The organism is Acidovorax sp. GW821-FHT10E03 (assembly GCF_059415205.1).
Genome location: NZ_JBWKMU010000007.1, coordinates 164,118 through 181,445, shown reverse-complemented (window position 1 = coordinate 181,445; position 17,328 = coordinate 164,118). Strand labels below are relative to the sequence as shown.

Genomic DNA, 17,328 nt, shown 5'->3' with positions numbered 1-17,328 from the left:
CGCCGCTGTGCCAAAGTGTGCGAGAGTGTGGCAGGGAAGTACGCGGGCCATGGCCGCGTGAGCGCGCTATTACTTGACCGCATAAGGCACCTCTTTGAATTCGATGACGTGCATGCGAGCGCCGGAATGCCCGAACCCGATGCGATAGGCCTTCAGGTCGTTGGAGGTCTCATAGCCATTGACCAGAGTGCGCAGCCGGCCGCGCACCACGAGGGACTGGGAGTCCTCGCTGGCGACCAGCTGCTGCGGCGCGAAGGCGGTCGTGGCATTGATGCGCTTGAGGCGCTCGGCCTCGACCTCCTGGCGTGTCTTGAGCGGCCCGTACTGGGCCGGATCGACGTAGCCGAGCAGGATGTCCTTCTTCCAGTCGATCGTGGACGGGGTGACGTCCAGGATCAGCCAGGCGACGAAGCTGCCCATCTGCTCCAGGTATTCGCTGGAGGCACGGTCGCTGGAGACCCAGAAGGTCTTGCTGAGAGAGGGCGGCACGACGACGGTGCGCACCGTTCCCAGCAGGTTGAGGATGATGGCGAGCGCTAGGACCAGGCCGGAGGCCAGCGCACCGACGGCGAGGCCCAGGCCCCGGTTGCGCCGGCGCATGTCCTTGAGGTCGCCTCTGAGCCGATCGAAGTCCATGGTGCTTCTCCGGTTCAGCCGACCATGCGGCGGATGTGCGATGGCGGCGTGGCGCGCATGGCGGTGGCGGGGTTGACCGGCAGGTGCCAGTACAGCCAGTGCAGCGCGAAGGCTGGATGCTTGTCCGCCTTCAGCCGCGCGACCCAGCGCGAGACGGCAATGCCGGCGGCCATGCAGACCGTGAATGCGGCCTTGCTGGCTGACAGGTAGCCGATGAAGAAGGCCAGGACGATGGGCGCGGCGACATCGACATCCCAGAAGCCGATCTTCCACTGGTCGTCCAGGCGCCGAGGGATATAGGTGTCCGCTTGCATGAGTGCCTCCGGGATGGCGATGCGCCGGAGCTCAGACGACCGCGCCCATGATCGCGCCGGCGATCACGAGACCCACGGCGGCGAAGATGGCCAGGCCCACATAGAACAGCACGGGCCCGAAATTGCGCAGTGCCGACAGCGAAATCAGGGCGACCACGAAGCCGACAAAGCCCACCAGAGCCTTGATGCCCGGGCCCAGCTCTGCGATCTGGGTCAGCGCCGAGGTCAGCGGCCCGCTGATGCCGGTGAAGGCCACCAGGTCCAGCGCATGGCTCGGGAATGCCAGCGACAGGCCGAATAGCGCGAGGACCACGAGGAACAGGGAACCGGCGATCTTGCGCGCGAGGGGGCGGCGGCGAGAGGTCGGGACGGATACTTGCGAAAGGGCGATGCTCATGGAGTGTCTCCAACAAAAGGGACTGTGGTCCGGTGGGGAGGCTGGTGCTGAGCAGGTGGTGGCAGGTGGTGGCGGATGGAGAAGGGGCTTAGCGGATCAAGGCGAGGCGTTGGCCCCTTCTGTTGCAGGTGGTTCGGTGACGGGTAGCGGGTCTGCTGGTGACGCTTCGACCGCCTGGGCCGCGGAACCCGCCGGAAAGAGGTCCCGCAACTGGGTCGTAGGGAAAGGGCCCACGGATCTGATCGGGAAGACCTCGACAATTGCCCCGATGCGTTCTTCTCCCCCAAGGAACTCCTCGACGGGCGTGGGGCGCGCGAGATTCGTTGCTGGCGATGCCTGCTGGATGGTGGCCTGCGGGGCCGGACCCAGCGTCTTGGGTGAGGGCTGGGGGCAGTCATGGCTGCGGCATCGCTCGAACCTGGCCTGCTCCCGGTAGCCGAGCTGTGCCAATTGCATCAGTGCGCGCGGCTCTGGCGGCCTGGCGGTTCCGACGGATGCGGGGGGCGTTGTCGTGCAGGCAGCAAAGGCGGCACACACAATCCCAATGAAGACGACTTGCTTCATGGCGCGACCTTCACATGCAGGCGGTACAGCTGGGTAGCATTGGCTACGGTGGCCGAGCGGTCTCGTGGAGCGGACTGAGTGCTACCCACCGATGGCAAGTGGCGATACACCTTCCATGCATAGGTGGCCCTGGCTCGGGTGCAGGACTCGCCCTTGAGTTGGGTACACGCCGCGTTGTAGGCGCCCACGCTGTCCCAGCTCAGTCCTCGGCGCGAAAACAGATCGGCCAGCAGCCAGGCTCCCACGTCCAGATTGACGCACGGTTCGTAGAGGCTCTCTTGCGTGATACCGCGCCTGGCAAGCGTCGGCAGATGGCGGCTATTGATCTGCATGAGCCCGATATCGACCGAGCCTGTGCGCTGAAAGTGTGAGCGATTGACCGCCCTGGGGTTGAGATTCGATTCGACTTTGGCGACGGCATAGAGCAGATCGGCCGGTACGCCATGGCGTTGGGCGACTTCATGCCAGCAAGCGCGGGCTCCCAGAGAGGTGCCGCAAAGCAAGAGCAATGCGGCAAGCAAAGTTCGGGACATGGCAAATCACCTCCAAGCGGCCAGATGGCCTTCCGCAGCAGCGGAAGGTTTGGGGTAGGGCCGGTGAGCGCGGCCGGAGTGGCAGCGGGTGAGCCTGCGCGCGGCAGGCGGGGTGATTTGCGGGTCGCCCTTAAGGCGTGCAGGTTGTCAGTTCGGCAGGTAAGTGGCGCGCTGGGCCATATTGAGACGTGCAAACTTCAGCACCAGCGCTCCGGTAGCGTCCGCGTCACGGCACAGTGCCACAGCGGCTGTGGTGAGTTGATCCAACTGGAACTTTGGGTTGGGATGCTGATTGATGGGCGCGCGTTGCAGCGCCTGCAACTGCTCGTACTGAGATCGCCACATCGTTTCACGCCGCCGGGCAGTATTGGGGTCGCGCAGGACGAGTTGGGTGCCGAGATAGACGAACAAGGCACGGTACCCGTCGGGCGGAACGAGCACAGCGGAAACACATGCGCTGATCAAATCTGGCAGGCGAAAGGTTGGCGCTTGGTTCGAAGAGCTCTTGAGAATGCTGTAGAGCCAAGTGTGCTCTTCAATCCACAGGCGTGTCTCGGCAACGTCAGCCGAGTGAGGCGATGCAGTGCTATCTCGAAGTATGCAGGACTGAATGCTCGTGGTGGATTGCATGGCAGTGGCCTTTCGATGCGGTATGGGAGATAGCGTATCGGTCGAACTGCCTGAAGTCGCTGTCGAATTCAGCCGGTTTCTGGGCGAATTCACTGCATGGCCATCATGTAGCGGAATGGACATGGCCATGCCTTCGGCATAAGCTGTTGATTTCCTCGGTACATGACTCAGCCCCGATGAGAGTTGAAGAATACCTACGTACCGATACGCGCTGCCATCGAATGCGAAGGACCAGGAGTGCGGTCCTGCAGCACCTCTGGGAGTGGAAACCCCGTACAGACGCTCTTTAGACAGGTTGTTACACTTGTGGCGGGGGCAGCAGCCGTCCTGCCGTCGTAGCACCAGCAAACGTTGGCGTAGCGTGGTTAACGCGTACGTGTTCATGGTTCCGATCGGAGGTTCTAATGAGTGCCTATTTCGCTTTCGAGCAAATGAGCCCCAAGGGCCAACTCGAGCAGTTCGTGTTCCGCCTTGACGATCCCGCCAGGATCGCGCAGGCGCGGAGCATTCTCGCGACCGGCGAGCAGCTCAAGGTCCATGTGCAAGGTACTGTCGTTGCGCAATCGGTTGACTACAACCCAGGCTGGTCGTTCCACCTTGCTCCGAACACGATCGGTTTCTTCGAGATGCAGATCGAGGTTTGCGATGCAAATGTCACCTATGTGGAGACGCATCTCGACGAAGTGGGTGGATCGTTCCTGCCTAAAAGCTTCTGGTGTCCCTGGAGTTCCCGCTTGTCTAAGGAAGTGGCATGGCCTGCGCCATGACGCTTCCGCGCCGATGGGCAGGGCTCGCGCGCTGGGCTGCTATTTCGGTGCTGGTCGGCCTGTCCTCGCTCGCGCGGGCCGATGGTGTCGTTTGTGATCGCCTGGTGCGTGCGCTGAATGATGATCGTGTGGATGAGGCTGTATCGGCCGTGCGGGCCGGTTGCAATGTGAACGGCGCTTTGGATGGTAGCGGAGCCACTGCACTGATGTGGGCGCGCAGTCGAGCCATGGGCGAAGCCCTGCTTGGCGAGGGTGCTGTACCCGACCAGCGGAATGAGTGGGGCCACAGTGCTGTGGCGGCAGTTGCCGCGCGAGGCGATCTCGACTACCTTCGACTGCTGATTCAGGCAGGTGCTCGCGCAGACAGTCCGGTAGGCCGCACCTGTGGGCCGCTGTGCGAGGCGGTGTATCAACTCGGGCAGCGTCCCCCCAGGGCCCGAGCGGCGCTGATGCGGGAATTGGTGCGCGCTGGAGCGCCGATCGACAACATGGATTGCTGGGGACGGACTGCACTCTATGCCGCCGCCGCCGTGGGCTCTGCCGAGGCGGTTAACGCCGCACTCGCGCTCGGCGCCAACCCGAGCCGCTATGAAACCTTTGCTGGCGACACCCTGCTCATTCAGGCCAGTGCCACTGGCGATGTTGCCACGGTTGATGCGTTGCTCAAGGCTGGAGCTTCCCCGGTTTGGCCCAATGCCCGATCCTGTCAGACACCGCTGCATGCGGCCGCGTCGCGCGGCAATGCGGTGGCAGTCAGGCGGCTCCTCGATGGTGGCGCACGCCTGCCGGATACCGATGCCCAAGGTCGAACCGCGCTTGATGCAGCACGTGCGGCAGGGCATACAGGCGTCGCCGAGTACCTCCTGCAGGTCGGCGCGAAGCCGGGCGGATCACCTCGGACCGATTGCGTCAATGTCGATACTCCGGATGCCTGGGGCGCTTGGCAGCAAGCGCGCAGACATACCCGGACGCCAGCCTGCTCGGCAATCACATCCGCCGCCATAGGTGCACCCACGGGCGGCAGCGGACGATGACGATGGCACCTGAATGCCGATCTTCTGACTGGCGGTATGGCCTCATGGCGGTGCTCGCCATCACTGCTTCGGCTGTTTTCGGGCAACCGCAGGTGCCATTGTCATCAGATGCCTTGCAGCCGATAGTCGGTCGCGCTGCTGACGCATGGTCGGCTCGGCAGCGGGTCTACCTTAGCCCAGGGGTTGTTGAAGATCTCACGGGCGGGCTGTACATCGCTGTCGCCGCCGCTTGCACAGGCAATTCGCAGCAGTGTGAGCACGCCAAGGATCCACGAGAACTCGCTGGTGTCGTGAACGAATACTTGGATGCCATGCTCGCGAACCCGATCGGTGTCCTGTTGCCGAGCGATCGATTGCTGGCCCGCGTCGGCTTCGAGAAATCCCCGTTGGGTTGGCCGACCGGACTGGCTGCGAATCGCTATCTCGCGCTCCCACTGCCAGAAGGGCTGGCTGCCCTGTCGTATACCAGTTGGAGCGGCGCGCGGAGTCTTCCCGCCGGGGTCGCACGCATGCTCGTGGATCAGGGCGTGCACAGCTTCGTGGCAACGGACGTGTCGTCGGGGCGCGCGCAGGTGGCAACCCTACTGGCGCGTCGCGATGCAGCCGGTGCCGTCGTCCAGCGGTGGCGGGTTGAAGCGGCCGCCGGCCGCACCCACGGGGTGCCCTGGCGCGCTGAGCCGGAACTCTCGCGCTTCTGTCTTGACAAGGCGGTCGACCCAACAGAGCCCAAGTACCGACTCGCCACCGGGCGTGGCGCGCCGGGCATCGCTGACGCCTCCGATTTCCACAGCGCCGAGATATTGCGGATCAAGTTTCAGGCGGACGAAGCGCAATGCGGTCCCGAGTGCCAGGGGTGGGTGGCGATGTCTGTGCTGCAAGCGCTGTCGCAGTGGCGTGCAGGCTGCACGCGCTGCACGGATTCCACGTTGTCGGTCGTCGAGATTGGCGCTGCGAGGTATGTGGCGGTACGGTACCTGGAGTCGGCGCTGCAGTTGCCGTACCTCCAGCAGCAAGGAGCCACCTTGGGCGGGCTGATGGCCTCGGATCAGGCCAACATGGCGCTCCCGCAGGGTGCGGGCGTTAGTGCGCGCATGGGGTTTCAGCGCACTGATGGCGTTGAAACGGATCTGGAACTTTGCAGCAATCCTTCGATGTCGGTGGCGACGAAAGGATTTCCCGTACTCTCTACCAGGGCGCGTGGGCGCATCTGCCGTGGCGTACCAAGCGCCAGTTGTACCCCGGCCGATGGCTGCAAGGAAGTCCCGATGCGGCTCTCCGGCGGGCCGGATTGCGCAAACGCACTGGCCTGCGGTTTCCCAGATCAGTCGGTGACTCTGAATACGCCGCGCTTCCGCTTTGCTCTCATGGGCGAAGACCGCAGCCGGCCACCGGCGGTGACACTTGGCCATGTCACGGTCGCTCAACAGCAGGGCGACATTCCGTTGCACCCTGTGATATTGCATGAGGTCGGCCATTGGTTCGGATTGCCACATGTGGAGTCCGATATAGGGCAGGATAAGCGCGACGAAGTCATGGTCGACTCTGGCGGTACCGACAAGGTCTGCATCTCCCGCGCAGCACTGAATATGGTGGATTCTGCGGTAGACCGCTCATGGCCGCTGCGACAAAGTGGAAAAGGAGCCCTGCGCTATGAGCCGCGTTGAGAAACTTGCTTGGGGTCTGCTGACCATTGTCCTGGTATGTGGCCTCGCAGCCCTGGTAATCGTCGCGCGTCAGCAGTTCGAGGCCTGTCCGCCGGTCGAAAAGGTGGAGGAGCACTTCAAGGAGGCGATCGCCATCTACACCGATATCGTGAATTGGGGCATCGGTATTGCGGTGGCCCTGGCAAGTCTGTTCGGCTCACAGTTGCTGGCAATCAAGGCTGGGCCCAATTACAGCCAGAGTGGACGGTTGATGCTGGTTGGTCTCGTAGTCAGCATGTGTCTATCCGTCTACTTTGGACTGCGTTGGCGGGCCCTCGTTGCGCAGAGCTGGTTTCTCGAGTGCCCGAAGCTGATCGCGATGGATTACGTCAAGCTTTCCTTTGACTATCACACCTATTTCCTCGCAGGCGGGCTCGGCGTGCTTGCTGTGATGGCCATCCTGCAGGCATTTCCACCTTCGTCCCGTTGATCCGCCATGATGACATTCCGATCCACTGCACCTCGAACTACCGCTGGCTGCGGCATTGGCATTGTTGCCGTATTGGCATTTGCCGCGCTGCACTTGCCCTGCAGGGCCGACAACGAACTTGCCGGGCGCGTCGCCCGCAGCGTTAAAACATGGTCGGAGGGCAGCGGCGTGGTCGTTACCGACGGCGCCGAGAAGGTATTGGTGCGGCAGGCAGAGGTAGCCATCGCTGACATCTCGCAAAATAACACCCATACATCTAAGGCGCGCCTGGAGGAGGTCGCGCCGCGGGCGGTGGTTTCCCACCTGGAGCGATCCCAGGCCGGCGGGACGGCACCGGCGGTGTCCGACTTGATTGAGCAGTTGGCCACGAACGCCGGGGTGCTGTTGCCTGGACCCACGGATTTTCCGACGCTCAAGCTGGCGGTCGTGCCACCCGAGCCAACGGACTTCGTGGTCGTTATCAATGGCTCTGAATACAGGGGTGGGGTCACCGTGTTCCGCGTGGCGGCCTCCCCGTTGACGGTCGTGATTTCCGTAACCGGCAAAGCCATTTGCCAGTTCAAGATCGCGCTCAAGCCGGGCGACGTTCATACCGAAACCTGCCGACGTAGTGGTTGATCGTGTCAGAGCAACTTGGCGCTAGGCTTCGGCCTTTCCAATCTCGTGGGCGACCCCGTTGTCAGTGATTGATCAAGGCACTCTAGATGATGGGTGGGGGGACGCCATTTCTCAGGCTGTTGAGGGTCATGTGATCCCTCATGCGCATACTGAGCTCGGAGCACATACGTCGCAACTGCAGTGTCACGCGCATAGACGCGACTGCGGCAAGTAGGGCAGGAGTGCTGTACTGCCATCGCATGCTGGCCTGATGATCTGTGATGTACCACCCGTCAGGCGCTTGTTGCCGACGCTGGCATCTTGCACCTTCGCAATTAATGCCCCGAGCTATGTTTCTATAGTGTTTCCGAGTGCTTCAATACGGTATTGAAGTGCATCTGCTAGTGGATAATTTCGTAAACAGCATGGCAACGACTGACGTACCACGGCAGTTCGGTAAGTAGCCATCGCAAACGTCCTCTGCGGTTTCGTGCGCCGTGGATGGCTACCGTCCAGATTGGGAGGAGCGAATTGCTGCAGTGGCTTGGAGATTTGCACGACTCCGTCGGGCGTGCCCGAGGCGCGAACGAGGTCTTCGCCCGGTTGGAGGTGGCTGCCGCGCGACTGGGCTTTGAGTGGTGTGCGTTCGGTATCCGGTTGCCTGTTGTGGTGGCGAAGCCGTACATCGCGATGTTCAACAACTACCCCCTGGCTTGGCAACGGCGGTACGAAGAGGCACGCTACATTGAATCGGATCCGACGATTGAGCGCGCTGTGCGCGATCAGAGTGCCATCATTTGGAGCGACGCAGTGTTTGCGGGCGCCTCTAAGCTCTGGTCGGAAGCCCAAGACCACGGTCTCCGTGTTGGACTGGCGCAGTCATGCTTCGACTCCCATGGATTGGTAAGCTTGTTGACCCTTGCGCGTCATGCTGAGCCCTTGCAACCGGGTGAGCTGGCCGGGCTGCGCGTTGCATTGAGCTGGCTCTCGACCGTCGCGCACCAGGCGTTCATCCGGGAGATGTCTCCGGACCTCATGCCGCGGCTTCGCGCCGGACTAACGGGGCGAGAGCTCGATGTGTTACGGTGGGCTGCGGAAGGCAAGACCGCTGAAGCCACGGCAGCTATCCTGTGTATTAGCGTTGACACTGTGAAGTTCCACACCAAGAACGCGATCAACAAGCTCGGATCCGCCAACAAGGTCGCGGCAGTGGTTCGCGCCTACGCGCTTGGCCTGCTTCGCTGAACTGGCGGGCGAGCTGATCAGGTCGACCGGCACCATGGCCCTATTCAGAACGCAACGCCTCAAGCAGCGACATGGCGGACGCGCGGAGCGCAGGGTAGATCCCAAAGAATACACGCGTGCCAGTTCCTTCACAACCGAACACCTAGCCGCGGCGATGAAAGTTCGCGACTACGCGGCCGGAAAAAAATGCCCCAAGAACTGGCATAGTCGCCAGTACCATTGGGCTGATGGTCAGCGGAACGGTGAACGCCACGATGCTTGCGCAGCCAAGGAATATGAAGGCACTTGCGTGCAGTGCGAACCATTCGGGGTCGTGCGACTTGAATTCCTTGGAGCGAAGGATGCGCACCAAAATTCCATCTGCGAGGATGGCAAGTATCACGAAGAGCTGTATCGGTACCCACTCGACCAGGGCTGCCAGTCGGTAGGTGGCAAGAAGTAGCAAGGCGTCGATGGCTCGGAAATAGCTGTTTCCGAAGAAGCGTTGGTTCACCCGCTCCATCTCTCCGGACACAGCCCGCGCCATGCCGTTTGCTCGTGGTGCTTGCGCAGCAGTCGGAACGGGGCTGGCAGAACTCAAAACGTTGTTCATTGCGAGTGCGTTCTCCATGATGCGTTCAGCTTTGGCATCGCCCCATAGCGCCGCGTGGAGATCATGTTCGATGCGGATTTGCGCCAGAAACCGCTCTGGGGGACGCGCCGCTGGCAAGTACAGTACGAAAACCAGTAGCAAGGTGAGCGAGGTGATAGCGATTACGCGGATCATGCTGCTCTCCGTGGAAGATCATTCGGAAATGGGGTCTCGGTATCCAGGATCGGAAACCGTCCTTTGATGATGCGCCCACCAGATACGGAAGCGAAATATTGCAGATTGGGCAGCTTGCCCAGCACATCGGCTGGGATCATTTCTTCGAAACTCTCGGCCAATTGTGTGGAGTGACTGCTTGAGAAGTCTCCTAGATGGGCATCGGCGCCGTGGCTCAGCGCCACTTGAACTGTGTGGATGGCGGTCTTGCCGAAGGTCTCCACGACAAAGTCCTGGGTGGGACGGTCTTTGGACCGTAGCGCAATGAGGTTGTTGAGGTTGCCGAGTGCCATGCGGGCAGCGTCTTCGCTGCCGAGGCGCTTGGCAAGGTCGGCGAGCGTCTGCATGGCGCACGTCGTGAAGATGCCACCCTCGGCGCCCTTGTTTAGGATCTCGATCAGCGGTTGGTTGATGACGTTGCTCACCTCGTCGACGAATAGGGAGATGCGCCGGTAGCCGCCCAGGTTGTAGCGCATGCCTGCGCGCGCGGCCAGATCGGCCAGGGCCAGGGCACCGATGGCTGACGCGACCGACGGATCGGGAAGGGAGTCCAGGCACATGTACAGCACATGGCCGGCCCGCTCAAGTTTTTCGAAGTTCATGATGGGCCGCTTGTCTGCCGGATCAAACGGGTCGGGACTGAGGCTGCGACCTAAATCTCCCGAAGTCAGCATGGAGAGAATCGGCAGCAAGTTCGCGGTGATCTTTTGATAATGCTCTCGGTTGTGGCGGAACACGCGTATCTGAGAGTCGATGACTTTGTTGCGCTGGTTCTGGGGGATCTGGTGTTCATAGAAGGCGACGAAGGCCATGAGTTCGGCGCTGGCTGCTTCAGAAGGGCGTTTCAGGTTTCCGCGTTGTGCCTCATGAAGCAGCCTCTTCATTTCGGGGTGCTCACGCCAACCTTCCTGGAACTCGGCCTCGTAAAAGCGTCGCAAGGACTGCTCAAGCACCGGCTCGATCCCACCTTCAATGTACCGAGTGAGCTTTGCAAGACTCGGGCGCACCTCGAGATCCACCAATCCCTGCACGACCACATTCACGGCATCCCAGCTGAACGCACCGAAGGCACCGGCCGTGTCCGGCGGCAGGATGGACTGGATCCGCGAAGCCAGCTCGGTCGGCTTTTGCCAATTAAATGCGAAGTCAAGCCTCACGCCAGTCTCGGGGAACGCCGGATGGAACTCCAGGAATGTGTCAGGCTCGCGGTAACGGTCGCAGGCTCGGATCGCGGCACGCTTCAATCGGTGGCTGTTCTTGGGGTCGATGACAATGACGACGTCACCACGCCGGATGGCCTGGGTGACCAGGTTGGATAGAGCAACCCCTTTGCCCGCTTGTGTGGTCCCGACCAGTACTGTCCCGCCCTCGAAGTTCTGCAGGGGGCGGTACAGTGCTCGCTCTCGCGGCTCCACTCCGTGGATGTACGGCAGCCCGATCTCTGAATCCGGCTGCGGGGTAACCTCATGGCCCAACAGTTTGAGCAGGGCTGGCGAAGCGGTGTAACGGCGCCAATCGATCTTGGACAGTTCGTACAGCCGTTGCGAGTGCACCGGCAGCCAGTCGAAGCCGAAACCTAGAAACACCTGATCGGATTGCGTGGTCAGCCGCTCCTGCTCTGCGGAACTGATAACCTGCATGGCGCGGCCAGTCAGCGCAGAGCGCAGTAGCAGGACGTGAGCAGCCTGCGCCGCGCGGCACACCGCCATGAGCAGGCAGATACACGCTAGCGGCATGGCAATTTCCATTGGCACTTGATTGCGGATCGCCATCACGCTCGTTGCACCGACTGCGATCAACCACATGACGCTTGCGTAGGCCTCGTAGGCTCTTCGCCAGGGCATCTCGTAGACGCGAACCAGCATGTCAGTGCCCCGGTGTCTTTGACGGGCACGGGAGAAGTAGATCCGTCACGTACTTGCAGTCGATCAGGATGCCCACAGCGTCCTCGCCCTGGAACTGACGAGTGAGTGCCGATGGCTGAACCAGCATGCCTGCATCGTTGAGGGCACCTATGGCAACTGGTGGGTTCGCCTTGCGTGCCGCCAGTTCAGCCAATGGCACGAACAACCCATCAGCCATTGGGTTGGCCGCCCATTGGTGCGGTTCTTGTGAGAGGGTGGTGATGATCGCCGCTAACGCCTCCTTGACGAGGACGGATAGCCGAAGAGGCGCCTGCAATTGAGGGACAGGCCGAGCTTCTGGAGGAGATGGTTTGGCGGGGGAAACAGGTGGCGCGGAATACCGGGCTTCTGTCGAGTTGATAGCCCCCTCATCCAGCAGCGAAAGCTGTTCTGATTGGTGTGTAGGTTGCGGAGCTGACGGTGTCTCGAAGGATGGGGTTGTTCTTGGCTCCAGGTGTGCTTTGAGACTTGCCTTCGACTGCTCATCCGCGGATGAGTCTGAGGGTGGTGGAGGCTTTTCGGCAGCTGTAGCTTTTCGTCCCTCAGTACCTGTGGCCGAAGCAACGACCGTAGGGGGCGCAACCAAGGGCACTGGCAGTGTGGCTGGCAGTTTGTCCGATTCCGCATACAGAAGGGCGGGGGCGCTGAGCTTGACGGCCTCCTGTGCGGCTTTGCTGCCGGGAGGATTGATGCGCCAACTGGCGCTTCCGTTTTGGTTTGGGGCCAGGACACCGGCGGTGAGCAGCACTTCAAGAATGGTCTCGGGTGCTTTGGGGATGCCCGGAAGCTGATCGGCTTCAAGCAGTTTGCGTATGTCTTCCGCACTGGCAGGCCAGACCAGGAACATGCCATCGGAGCCATGCCAGACGCGGGATTTCTCGGCGTTGGGAACCCAGCTTGGGTTGGTAGCTGCCAGCCGCCGGAGCGCATCGATGAGGTAGCGCTCGAGATGGGATCCCAACTGAGGCTTGCCATAGCGTTCCGCGTTTGCGAGGAGAAAGCGGTCAATGACCACGGCCGAAGAACGCCGGACCAAGGTCTCCAACACGTTGTGGTCGCGATATAGCGGCTGACCTGCTATCGTGGCTAGCAGATGGGGAACGATCTGGGTGTTCCCATTGGCAAGGTCTTGCAGCGTCTCGGCCGAAACCACATGCGGTAGTGTGAATAGGCCTAGCGCTCGGGTTTCCGGCGCATTAGGGCGCCATTTGAAGAAGTAGTGATGAATCTGCTGATTCTGGAGCCATACGGACAAAGGGTGGAGGAATGGCGACCATTCGTTACCTGCCTCGTCGGTCACGATGATCTGGCTTAACGGCCGGTGCAATTCGCAGCACAAGCCCCCAATAAAAGTGGCTTGCCGCCACCGCGGTTCGAGGTGCCGACGTTCTGTGATGGTTGCGCGCCCGGAGAAAATATGAGCATCCGAGCCCTGCAGCGCGAAGAAGGCTGTTTCCAGACCGAGGCGCAGCAGGCCGCCGGGCTCGTTGAAATAGTTGTCTGCTGTGCACGGAAGCAGGTGCACATAGGAGGCATAGCGTTGCAGCAGCGGACGCACGCTGTCATCGAATGTCTGGCGATCCATGCCGAAACACAGCTTGATCCTGTCGATGAGTTGTTGATGCGCGTCCAGCAGTTCGCTAACTTCGAGGGCGGGCAGACCTGGGTCAACCGGCGGGTACCGGAACTCTCCAGGCAAAAGTCGTGCTCCAGCGGGTGATCCGGTGACGATAGCGGACATCGTTCTGCACCTGTTTGAGGTCGATGACGCTTATCGTGGATGGCCTACCTGGATATGACCACCGCGAAATGGGCCTGTTTCAGGCCGATTTCGGCAGGATGGCTGGGATGCACGTTTTTTTCCAGTCCGAAAGGATCCAAAACGCTTGTATATCTACCAGGATCTTTGGGGAGAGAGGGATGCGCGGGATATGGGAATGCTTTTTGTAACGTCTGAGTAATTTGCAAAAAGGGCAGTCATTGTTGCTGAGGGGGGGCGAACTCAAGCAAGTCAAATATTCACTTTTACAGGCGGCGCAAGTGAAAACTGAGAACCCTTTGCCACTTGCAAGCCATTGGCCGGTGGCATTGGCCACTAAGTCAAAGGCTCGATCAAAGCAGACGAGCGGAGATGATTTGCAGGATTGTAGGTAATGCTTATAGGCGCCAACAAGCGCAAGTGGCGGGGCAATGCCGCGCTGGTGCAGTTTGCGATATAGCGAAACGATCGCGGACGCTTCCGCTCTGCTCTGAAGCTTGGCAGTGTGGTACCAATCGAGGGAATAGGGGTGACGGCCACGGCGTTTTCCCTCAGGAGGTTGAAGGAAGAGATGGCCTAGCTGGGTATCTGACAAGCCGGTCAACAGCCTGATGGTTCTTGTCCGAGCGCCGAGCTTTGCGCACTGAGTAGCAAGATCCAGGATACGGATGTGCCGTTGTGCATGGACGAGTGCGTGCTGGGGCTTCATGATGTTGCCCCTTTAGGCTGGCCTGTTGATTCAACGGTAGTGCTCCCGCCGGCTCCAAGGTGGCGATCAGGCTGGTGTGGATGCACGAGCAGCAGCGTATTGGAAATCTGGGACGGCCATGTAAGCACCTGGATCAAGTCCGCGCGGGGGGGAAAGAGGCACTCGTCGCCCAAATGCATTACCAGTGCAACTATGTTGGAGAAAGTCAGAGAGGTGATGAATTCCGCTTGGGCAGGATCGAGCCCGAATCGGCTGCAGGCGATGGTACGGTCCTGCTTGACGTGCTCGGCTACCATGATGAGCATGCTAAGGTTTGCAGTCTGAACCTGCGAGAACTCCAGTTCACTCATGTTTTCCTCCCTATGGGCATTGAAAAGATGCAACATTCAAGGGACTCAAATTCCTCATGAGGTAGGAGCCGCGATCGGGTTGCACTGCTTGATTCAAGGCTATTAGTGCAGTGCTCGCAGCGTCAACAACACGGGGAGAGGAAATGGCGTGCGCCAGACACAAAAGTTGACGTTTCGCGGATATTGGGAGACGAGGTGATTTATTTCAGCCGTTTTCGCGCTCAATTTGGGGTGGCCTGCTACTTGCGGGATCTGACCAGAGTGGGTAGGTATTTGTAAGTCGATAAATACAAATGGATGCAGATAGTGGAAATCTGAAACGGATAGGGTTTCCCTGTGGATCTGAAATGTCGAATAGTTTGGTTGCATGAGGTAGGGGCTGTGCATCGGAAGTTTCCTCCCGATGCACCAATTCTTTGAAGGTTAGGCTGTTTCTGCCAAGCCCTTCCATTCACGGCTGGACAACTCAATCAGCTTGCCACCCAAGGCCTCGAACTCGGTTGCTCTGTCGTAGTCGGCCACTTCCTTGCTGTAATGCGTCACGGCGTTGACCAGGCCGTATCCGGTGAGATCGCCGCCGGTGATCAGATGGCGCAGAACACCATCGCCTTCCGCCTCACTCAAGGTATAGCGTTGGCGCAGCACCTCCACAGTCTTTACCGGGCTGCCCGCGAGCTCGATCCCCATCGTCTTTTGCATCTTCGTCGCGACCTGCATGAACGTCGCTTCGGAGAGCGCTGACTGAACTACATCGCGGACCTTTAGAAAGAAGGCCTGATCATCCGCCCGCAGAGTGTCGTCCTGAAAGACGGTTACCAGCTCATCGCTGCCGATGGCGCGTCCCAGGTGGGTTTTGCGCAGAGATTGATCGGCGGCGATCATGCCATTGCTGCAAACCAGTCGAAATAGCAACGGTTGGACCGACAAGGTACCCTGGCCCACTTCTGAGTTGGAGATGACGATTCCGGCCTGGACCACATCGCCCACCCGCATCTCGTACTGCAAGCGAGGCAAGATGTACTTGATATACATCTTGGTCTCGGTCAGCTCGGCCGACTCGATACGCCCATCCAGCTTGCCGAGGATAGGGAATACCTGCTCAGCTAAGTCATAGTTGTCGAGGCGACGATAGCGGTCGGACAGTACCGCGCGCACCCGCCCATCGAGTGTGCGCAGCATGTGGCGATCGCCTTCGCGTTCCAGCCAAGTGTTGACATTGCGATCGAGCAACTGGGGTTGCTCGGTCCGCATGCGCTCGAAATAAGCCAGCGGAATCTTGAGCTTGTCCGCCAGCTGCTTGCGTGCCAGTGGCGTGACCTCATAGCGGCGGGGCTCCTGTGGCTCCTGTACCAGCAACTCGGTAGCACCGTTGTCATGTGTTGTGTGATGGATGAGGGCAGATGGCAAAACCAGATCCCTCTTGCTTACACGCTGGCGATCCAGCTCCATAGCAAGGGCTTGAAGAGAGCGTCCGTTTTTCATGTGAATCTCCTTGAGGAAACTAAAAAAATGGAGACGCACAACCCCTGGCAGGGATGTGTGTCCCCGCACGGGTTGATGAAGGTTGGCCGAAAGGCCCACCGGATACGGCGCGGCGAATACGCGCATGAGAGTCAAGGCTGCCTTTGCCAAGCACGAACAGTTCCTTGGCTGGTGCGGCAGCTACCAAGGGAGCGAAGCTCCCGGGAGAAAACCTTTTCAGCGGAATCGCATCTGCAATGGCACTGAAAAGGCCGCGCAGCCCACGCTGCGCGCCTTATCGACAGGTCAGATGTCCTATGCGGCGCGGCGCATTTGGGATTGCCAGCGCCGGAACCATATATCCGACCAGTCCACGCCGGGCCACTTGGGCACGAAGACCTGGACCTGACGACGGACTCCTGCCTTTTCCTCGCGCTTTAGGCGGCGTGCCAAAGCGAATGCATAGGCCTGCCCTGCGAAATCGCCGTCTGCGTCGTTGTCGGCATAAATCGAGACCTGGGTCACCGAGTCCGGGATCCAGAGCTTCTCGAGGTTGCCTGCGTTGAGCGCCGCCCATGTGGGCTTGCCCGTGCGCAGATGCACGGCAAAGCTTTTCTCGATACCTTCGGTCAGTGCCAGTTCATCCGTGGCTTCGAAAAGCCGGACGGCTGCCCCTGTGATGCCGGAAGTGAGAACCTTCTTTGCATCATTGGCGGCAAGCTTCCTGCCCTCCGGCAGATATGTCCGGTGCAGGGACACCATGCTGTTGTCGGATCCTTGGATGCTTGCGAGCATGGCGGGGTACTCAGCAACCTTGCGTGACTTGCCTGTGTCGTCCTTTTGGTAGTAGCCAAGGGCGGGATGAGTTCGCAATACTGAAGGGTACTGGCCGAGCTCGATGCCACGAGAGACTAGGTAGCGGTCCACCTCGTCGCCGTGGATCACGGGATGTGCTTCGCTCCAGATGCGCTGGGCAAGCTTTTTCATGCGATCCGGCGAGACATCGCCTCTCCTAGCGTGCGCTGGGAATGGGCATGTGCCGAAATACTTTTCCGCCGCCTCCAGTACCCGATGGAAATCCATACCGGTCAGTTGCTGGGCTAGCTGGAAGCCTCCGCCTGGGCCGCAGCCGCGGCAATGGTAATTTCCTTCTCCGAATTTGTCCGTGAATTGGAATCGATCATCGCCACCGCAGAACGGGCAGGGCATGCATGCCCTCTCTTTGATCATGCGGTGCTCCAGTCCTAGGTGTAGCAAAAAATTTGGCCAACGCCCGTGGGCGCGGGTTTTCAGATCATCAATGCGAGATTGATATTCTTCCTTGGTCATGGTGACCTCCATGGGAGCCCCTGGCGCAAGACCCATCGCTCGAGCGATAGGTTCGACTGCGTGGAGGGGACGTGCTGGCGCCCGCCGGGCGCAAGGGGGGATACGGACGGAGCCGATGTTGATACCGGCTTCCATCCGTTTGCACCCCATCGCTCGGCCGT

Annotated in this window: 19 protein-coding genes; 6 read left to right on the top strand and 13 right to left on the bottom strand. The window is 60.4% G+C overall.

Going from position 1 to position 17,328, the window contains the following annotated elements; all coding sequences use genetic code 11:
* Positions 1-69: 69 nt before the first annotated feature.
* The 6 genes from traE to AC07OD_RS14220 all read right to left on the bottom strand — a co-directional run bounded on the left by traE (position 70) and on the right by AC07OD_RS14220 (position 3,074).
* The gene (gene traE / locus AC07OD_RS14245; protein ID WP_494597270.1) at positions 70-636 is read right to left on the bottom strand and encodes a type IV conjugative transfer system protein TraE; all 567 of its coding nucleotides are present in this window, start codon (positions 634-636) and stop codon (positions 70-72) included.
* Between the two features lie 14 nt (positions 637-650).
* The gene (traL, locus tag AC07OD_RS14240) at positions 651-950 is read right to left on the bottom strand and encodes a type IV conjugative transfer system protein TraL (protein ID WP_494597269.1); all 300 of its coding nucleotides are present in this window, start codon (positions 948-950) and stop codon (positions 651-653) included.
* 31 nt (positions 951-981) lie between these two features.
* The gene (locus AC07OD_RS14235) at positions 982-1,347 is read right to left on the bottom strand and encodes a hypothetical protein (protein ID WP_494597268.1); all 366 of its coding nucleotides are present in this window, start codon (positions 1,345-1,347) and stop codon (positions 982-984) included.
* Between the two features lie 96 nt (positions 1,348-1,443).
* Entirely contained in the window at positions 1,444-1,911 is a 468-nt protein-coding gene (locus AC07OD_RS14230) for a hypothetical protein (RefSeq protein ID WP_494597267.1), read from the bottom strand.
* Positions 1,908-2,444, bottom strand: coding sequence for a lytic transglycosylase domain-containing protein (locus tag AC07OD_RS14225; RefSeq protein ID WP_494597266.1), 537 nt, complete (start codon positions 2,442-2,444; stop codon positions 1,908-1,910). The genes AC07OD_RS14230 and AC07OD_RS14225 overlap by 4 nt, the downstream gene beginning before the upstream one ends.
* 147 nt (positions 2,445-2,591) lie before the next feature.
* Complete coding sequence (locus tag AC07OD_RS14220) at positions 2,592-3,074, bottom strand: hypothetical protein (protein WP_494597265.1); 483 nt, start codon at positions 3,072-3,074, stop codon at positions 2,592-2,594.
* A gap of 404 nt (positions 3,075-3,478) precedes the next feature.
* On the opposite strand from AC07OD_RS14220, the gene AC07OD_RS14215 reads away from it, so the two are divergent.
* The 6 genes from AC07OD_RS14215 to AC07OD_RS14190 all read left to right on the top strand — a co-directional run bounded on the left by AC07OD_RS14215 (position 3,479) and on the right by AC07OD_RS14190 (position 8,850).
* On the top strand, positions 3,479-3,841 hold the full coding sequence (locus AC07OD_RS14215) for a BP74-related protein (protein WP_494597264.1): 363 nt from the start codon (positions 3,479-3,481) through the stop codon (positions 3,839-3,841).
* Entirely contained in the window at positions 3,826-4,875 is a 1,050-nt protein-coding gene (locus AC07OD_RS14210; RefSeq protein ID WP_494597263.1) for an ankyrin repeat domain-containing protein, read from the top strand. The genes AC07OD_RS14215 and AC07OD_RS14210 overlap by 16 nt, the downstream gene beginning before the upstream one ends.
* A gap of 44 nt (positions 4,876-4,919) precedes the next feature.
* Positions 4,920-6,539: a hypothetical protein gene (locus AC07OD_RS14205; protein WP_494597262.1), complete on the top strand. Its 1,620-nt coding sequence runs from the start codon at positions 4,920-4,922 to the stop codon at positions 6,537-6,539.
* Complete coding sequence (locus AC07OD_RS14200) at positions 6,526-7,008, top strand: hypothetical protein (RefSeq protein ID WP_494597261.1); 483 nt, start codon at positions 6,526-6,528, stop codon at positions 7,006-7,008. The genes AC07OD_RS14205 and AC07OD_RS14200 overlap by 14 nt, the downstream gene beginning before the upstream one ends.
* 6 nt (positions 7,009-7,014) lie before the next feature.
* Positions 7,015-7,626 (top strand): hypothetical protein, encoded by a 612-nt coding sequence (locus AC07OD_RS14195; RefSeq protein ID WP_494597260.1) that lies wholly within the window; start codon positions 7,015-7,017, stop codon positions 7,624-7,626.
* A gap of 510 nt (positions 7,627-8,136) precedes the next feature.
* Positions 8,137-8,850 carry an autoinducer binding domain-containing protein gene (locus tag AC07OD_RS14190; protein ID WP_494597259.1) on the top strand — a complete coding sequence of 238 codons (714 nt, stop codon included), beginning with the start codon at positions 8,137-8,139 and terminating at the stop codon, positions 8,848-8,850.
* 142 nt (positions 8,851-8,992) lie between these two features.
* Here the strand turns inward: AC07OD_RS14190 and AC07OD_RS14185 are convergent, their stop codons facing one another.
* The 7 genes from AC07OD_RS14185 to AC07OD_RS14155 form a co-directional block, all read right to left on the bottom strand.
* Positions 8,993-9,616: an IncC plasmid conjugative DNA transfer DtrJ family protein gene (locus AC07OD_RS14185; RefSeq protein WP_494597258.1), complete on the bottom strand. Its 624-nt coding sequence runs from the start codon at positions 9,614-9,616 to the stop codon at positions 8,993-8,995.
* Positions 9,613-11,520, bottom strand: coding sequence for a conjugative transfer system coupling protein TraD (traD, locus tag AC07OD_RS14180; RefSeq protein WP_494597257.1), 1,908 nt, complete (start codon positions 11,518-11,520; stop codon positions 9,613-9,615). Before traD ends, AC07OD_RS14185 begins: the two co-directional genes overlap by 4 nt.
* Before the next feature lies 1 nt (position 11,521).
* The gene (gene mobH, locus AC07OD_RS14175; protein ID WP_494597256.1) at positions 11,522-13,300 is read right to left on the bottom strand and encodes a MobH family relaxase; all 1,779 of its coding nucleotides are present in this window, start codon (positions 13,298-13,300) and stop codon (positions 11,522-11,524) included.
* A gap of 79 nt (positions 13,301-13,379) precedes the next feature.
* On the bottom strand, positions 13,380-14,027 hold the full coding sequence (locus tag AC07OD_RS14170) for a FlhC family transcriptional regulator (protein ID WP_494597255.1): 648 nt from the start codon (positions 14,025-14,027) through the stop codon (positions 13,380-13,382).
* Positions 14,024-14,377, bottom strand: coding sequence for a flagellar transcriptional regulator FlhD (locus AC07OD_RS14165; RefSeq protein ID WP_494597254.1), 354 nt, complete (start codon positions 14,375-14,377; stop codon positions 14,024-14,026). The genes AC07OD_RS14170 and AC07OD_RS14165 overlap by 4 nt, the downstream gene beginning before the upstream one ends.
* A gap of 423 nt (positions 14,378-14,800) precedes the next feature.
* A complete protein-coding gene (locus tag AC07OD_RS14160; protein ID WP_494597253.1) occupies positions 14,801-15,859 on the bottom strand; it encodes a DUF932 domain-containing protein in 1,059 nt (352 codons plus the stop codon).
* 294 nt (positions 15,860-16,153) lie between these two features.
* Entirely contained in the window at positions 16,154-17,167 is a 1,014-nt protein-coding gene (locus AC07OD_RS14155) for a DUF7146 domain-containing protein (RefSeq protein WP_494597252.1), read from the bottom strand.
* Between the last annotated feature and the right edge of the window lie 161 nt (positions 17,168-17,328).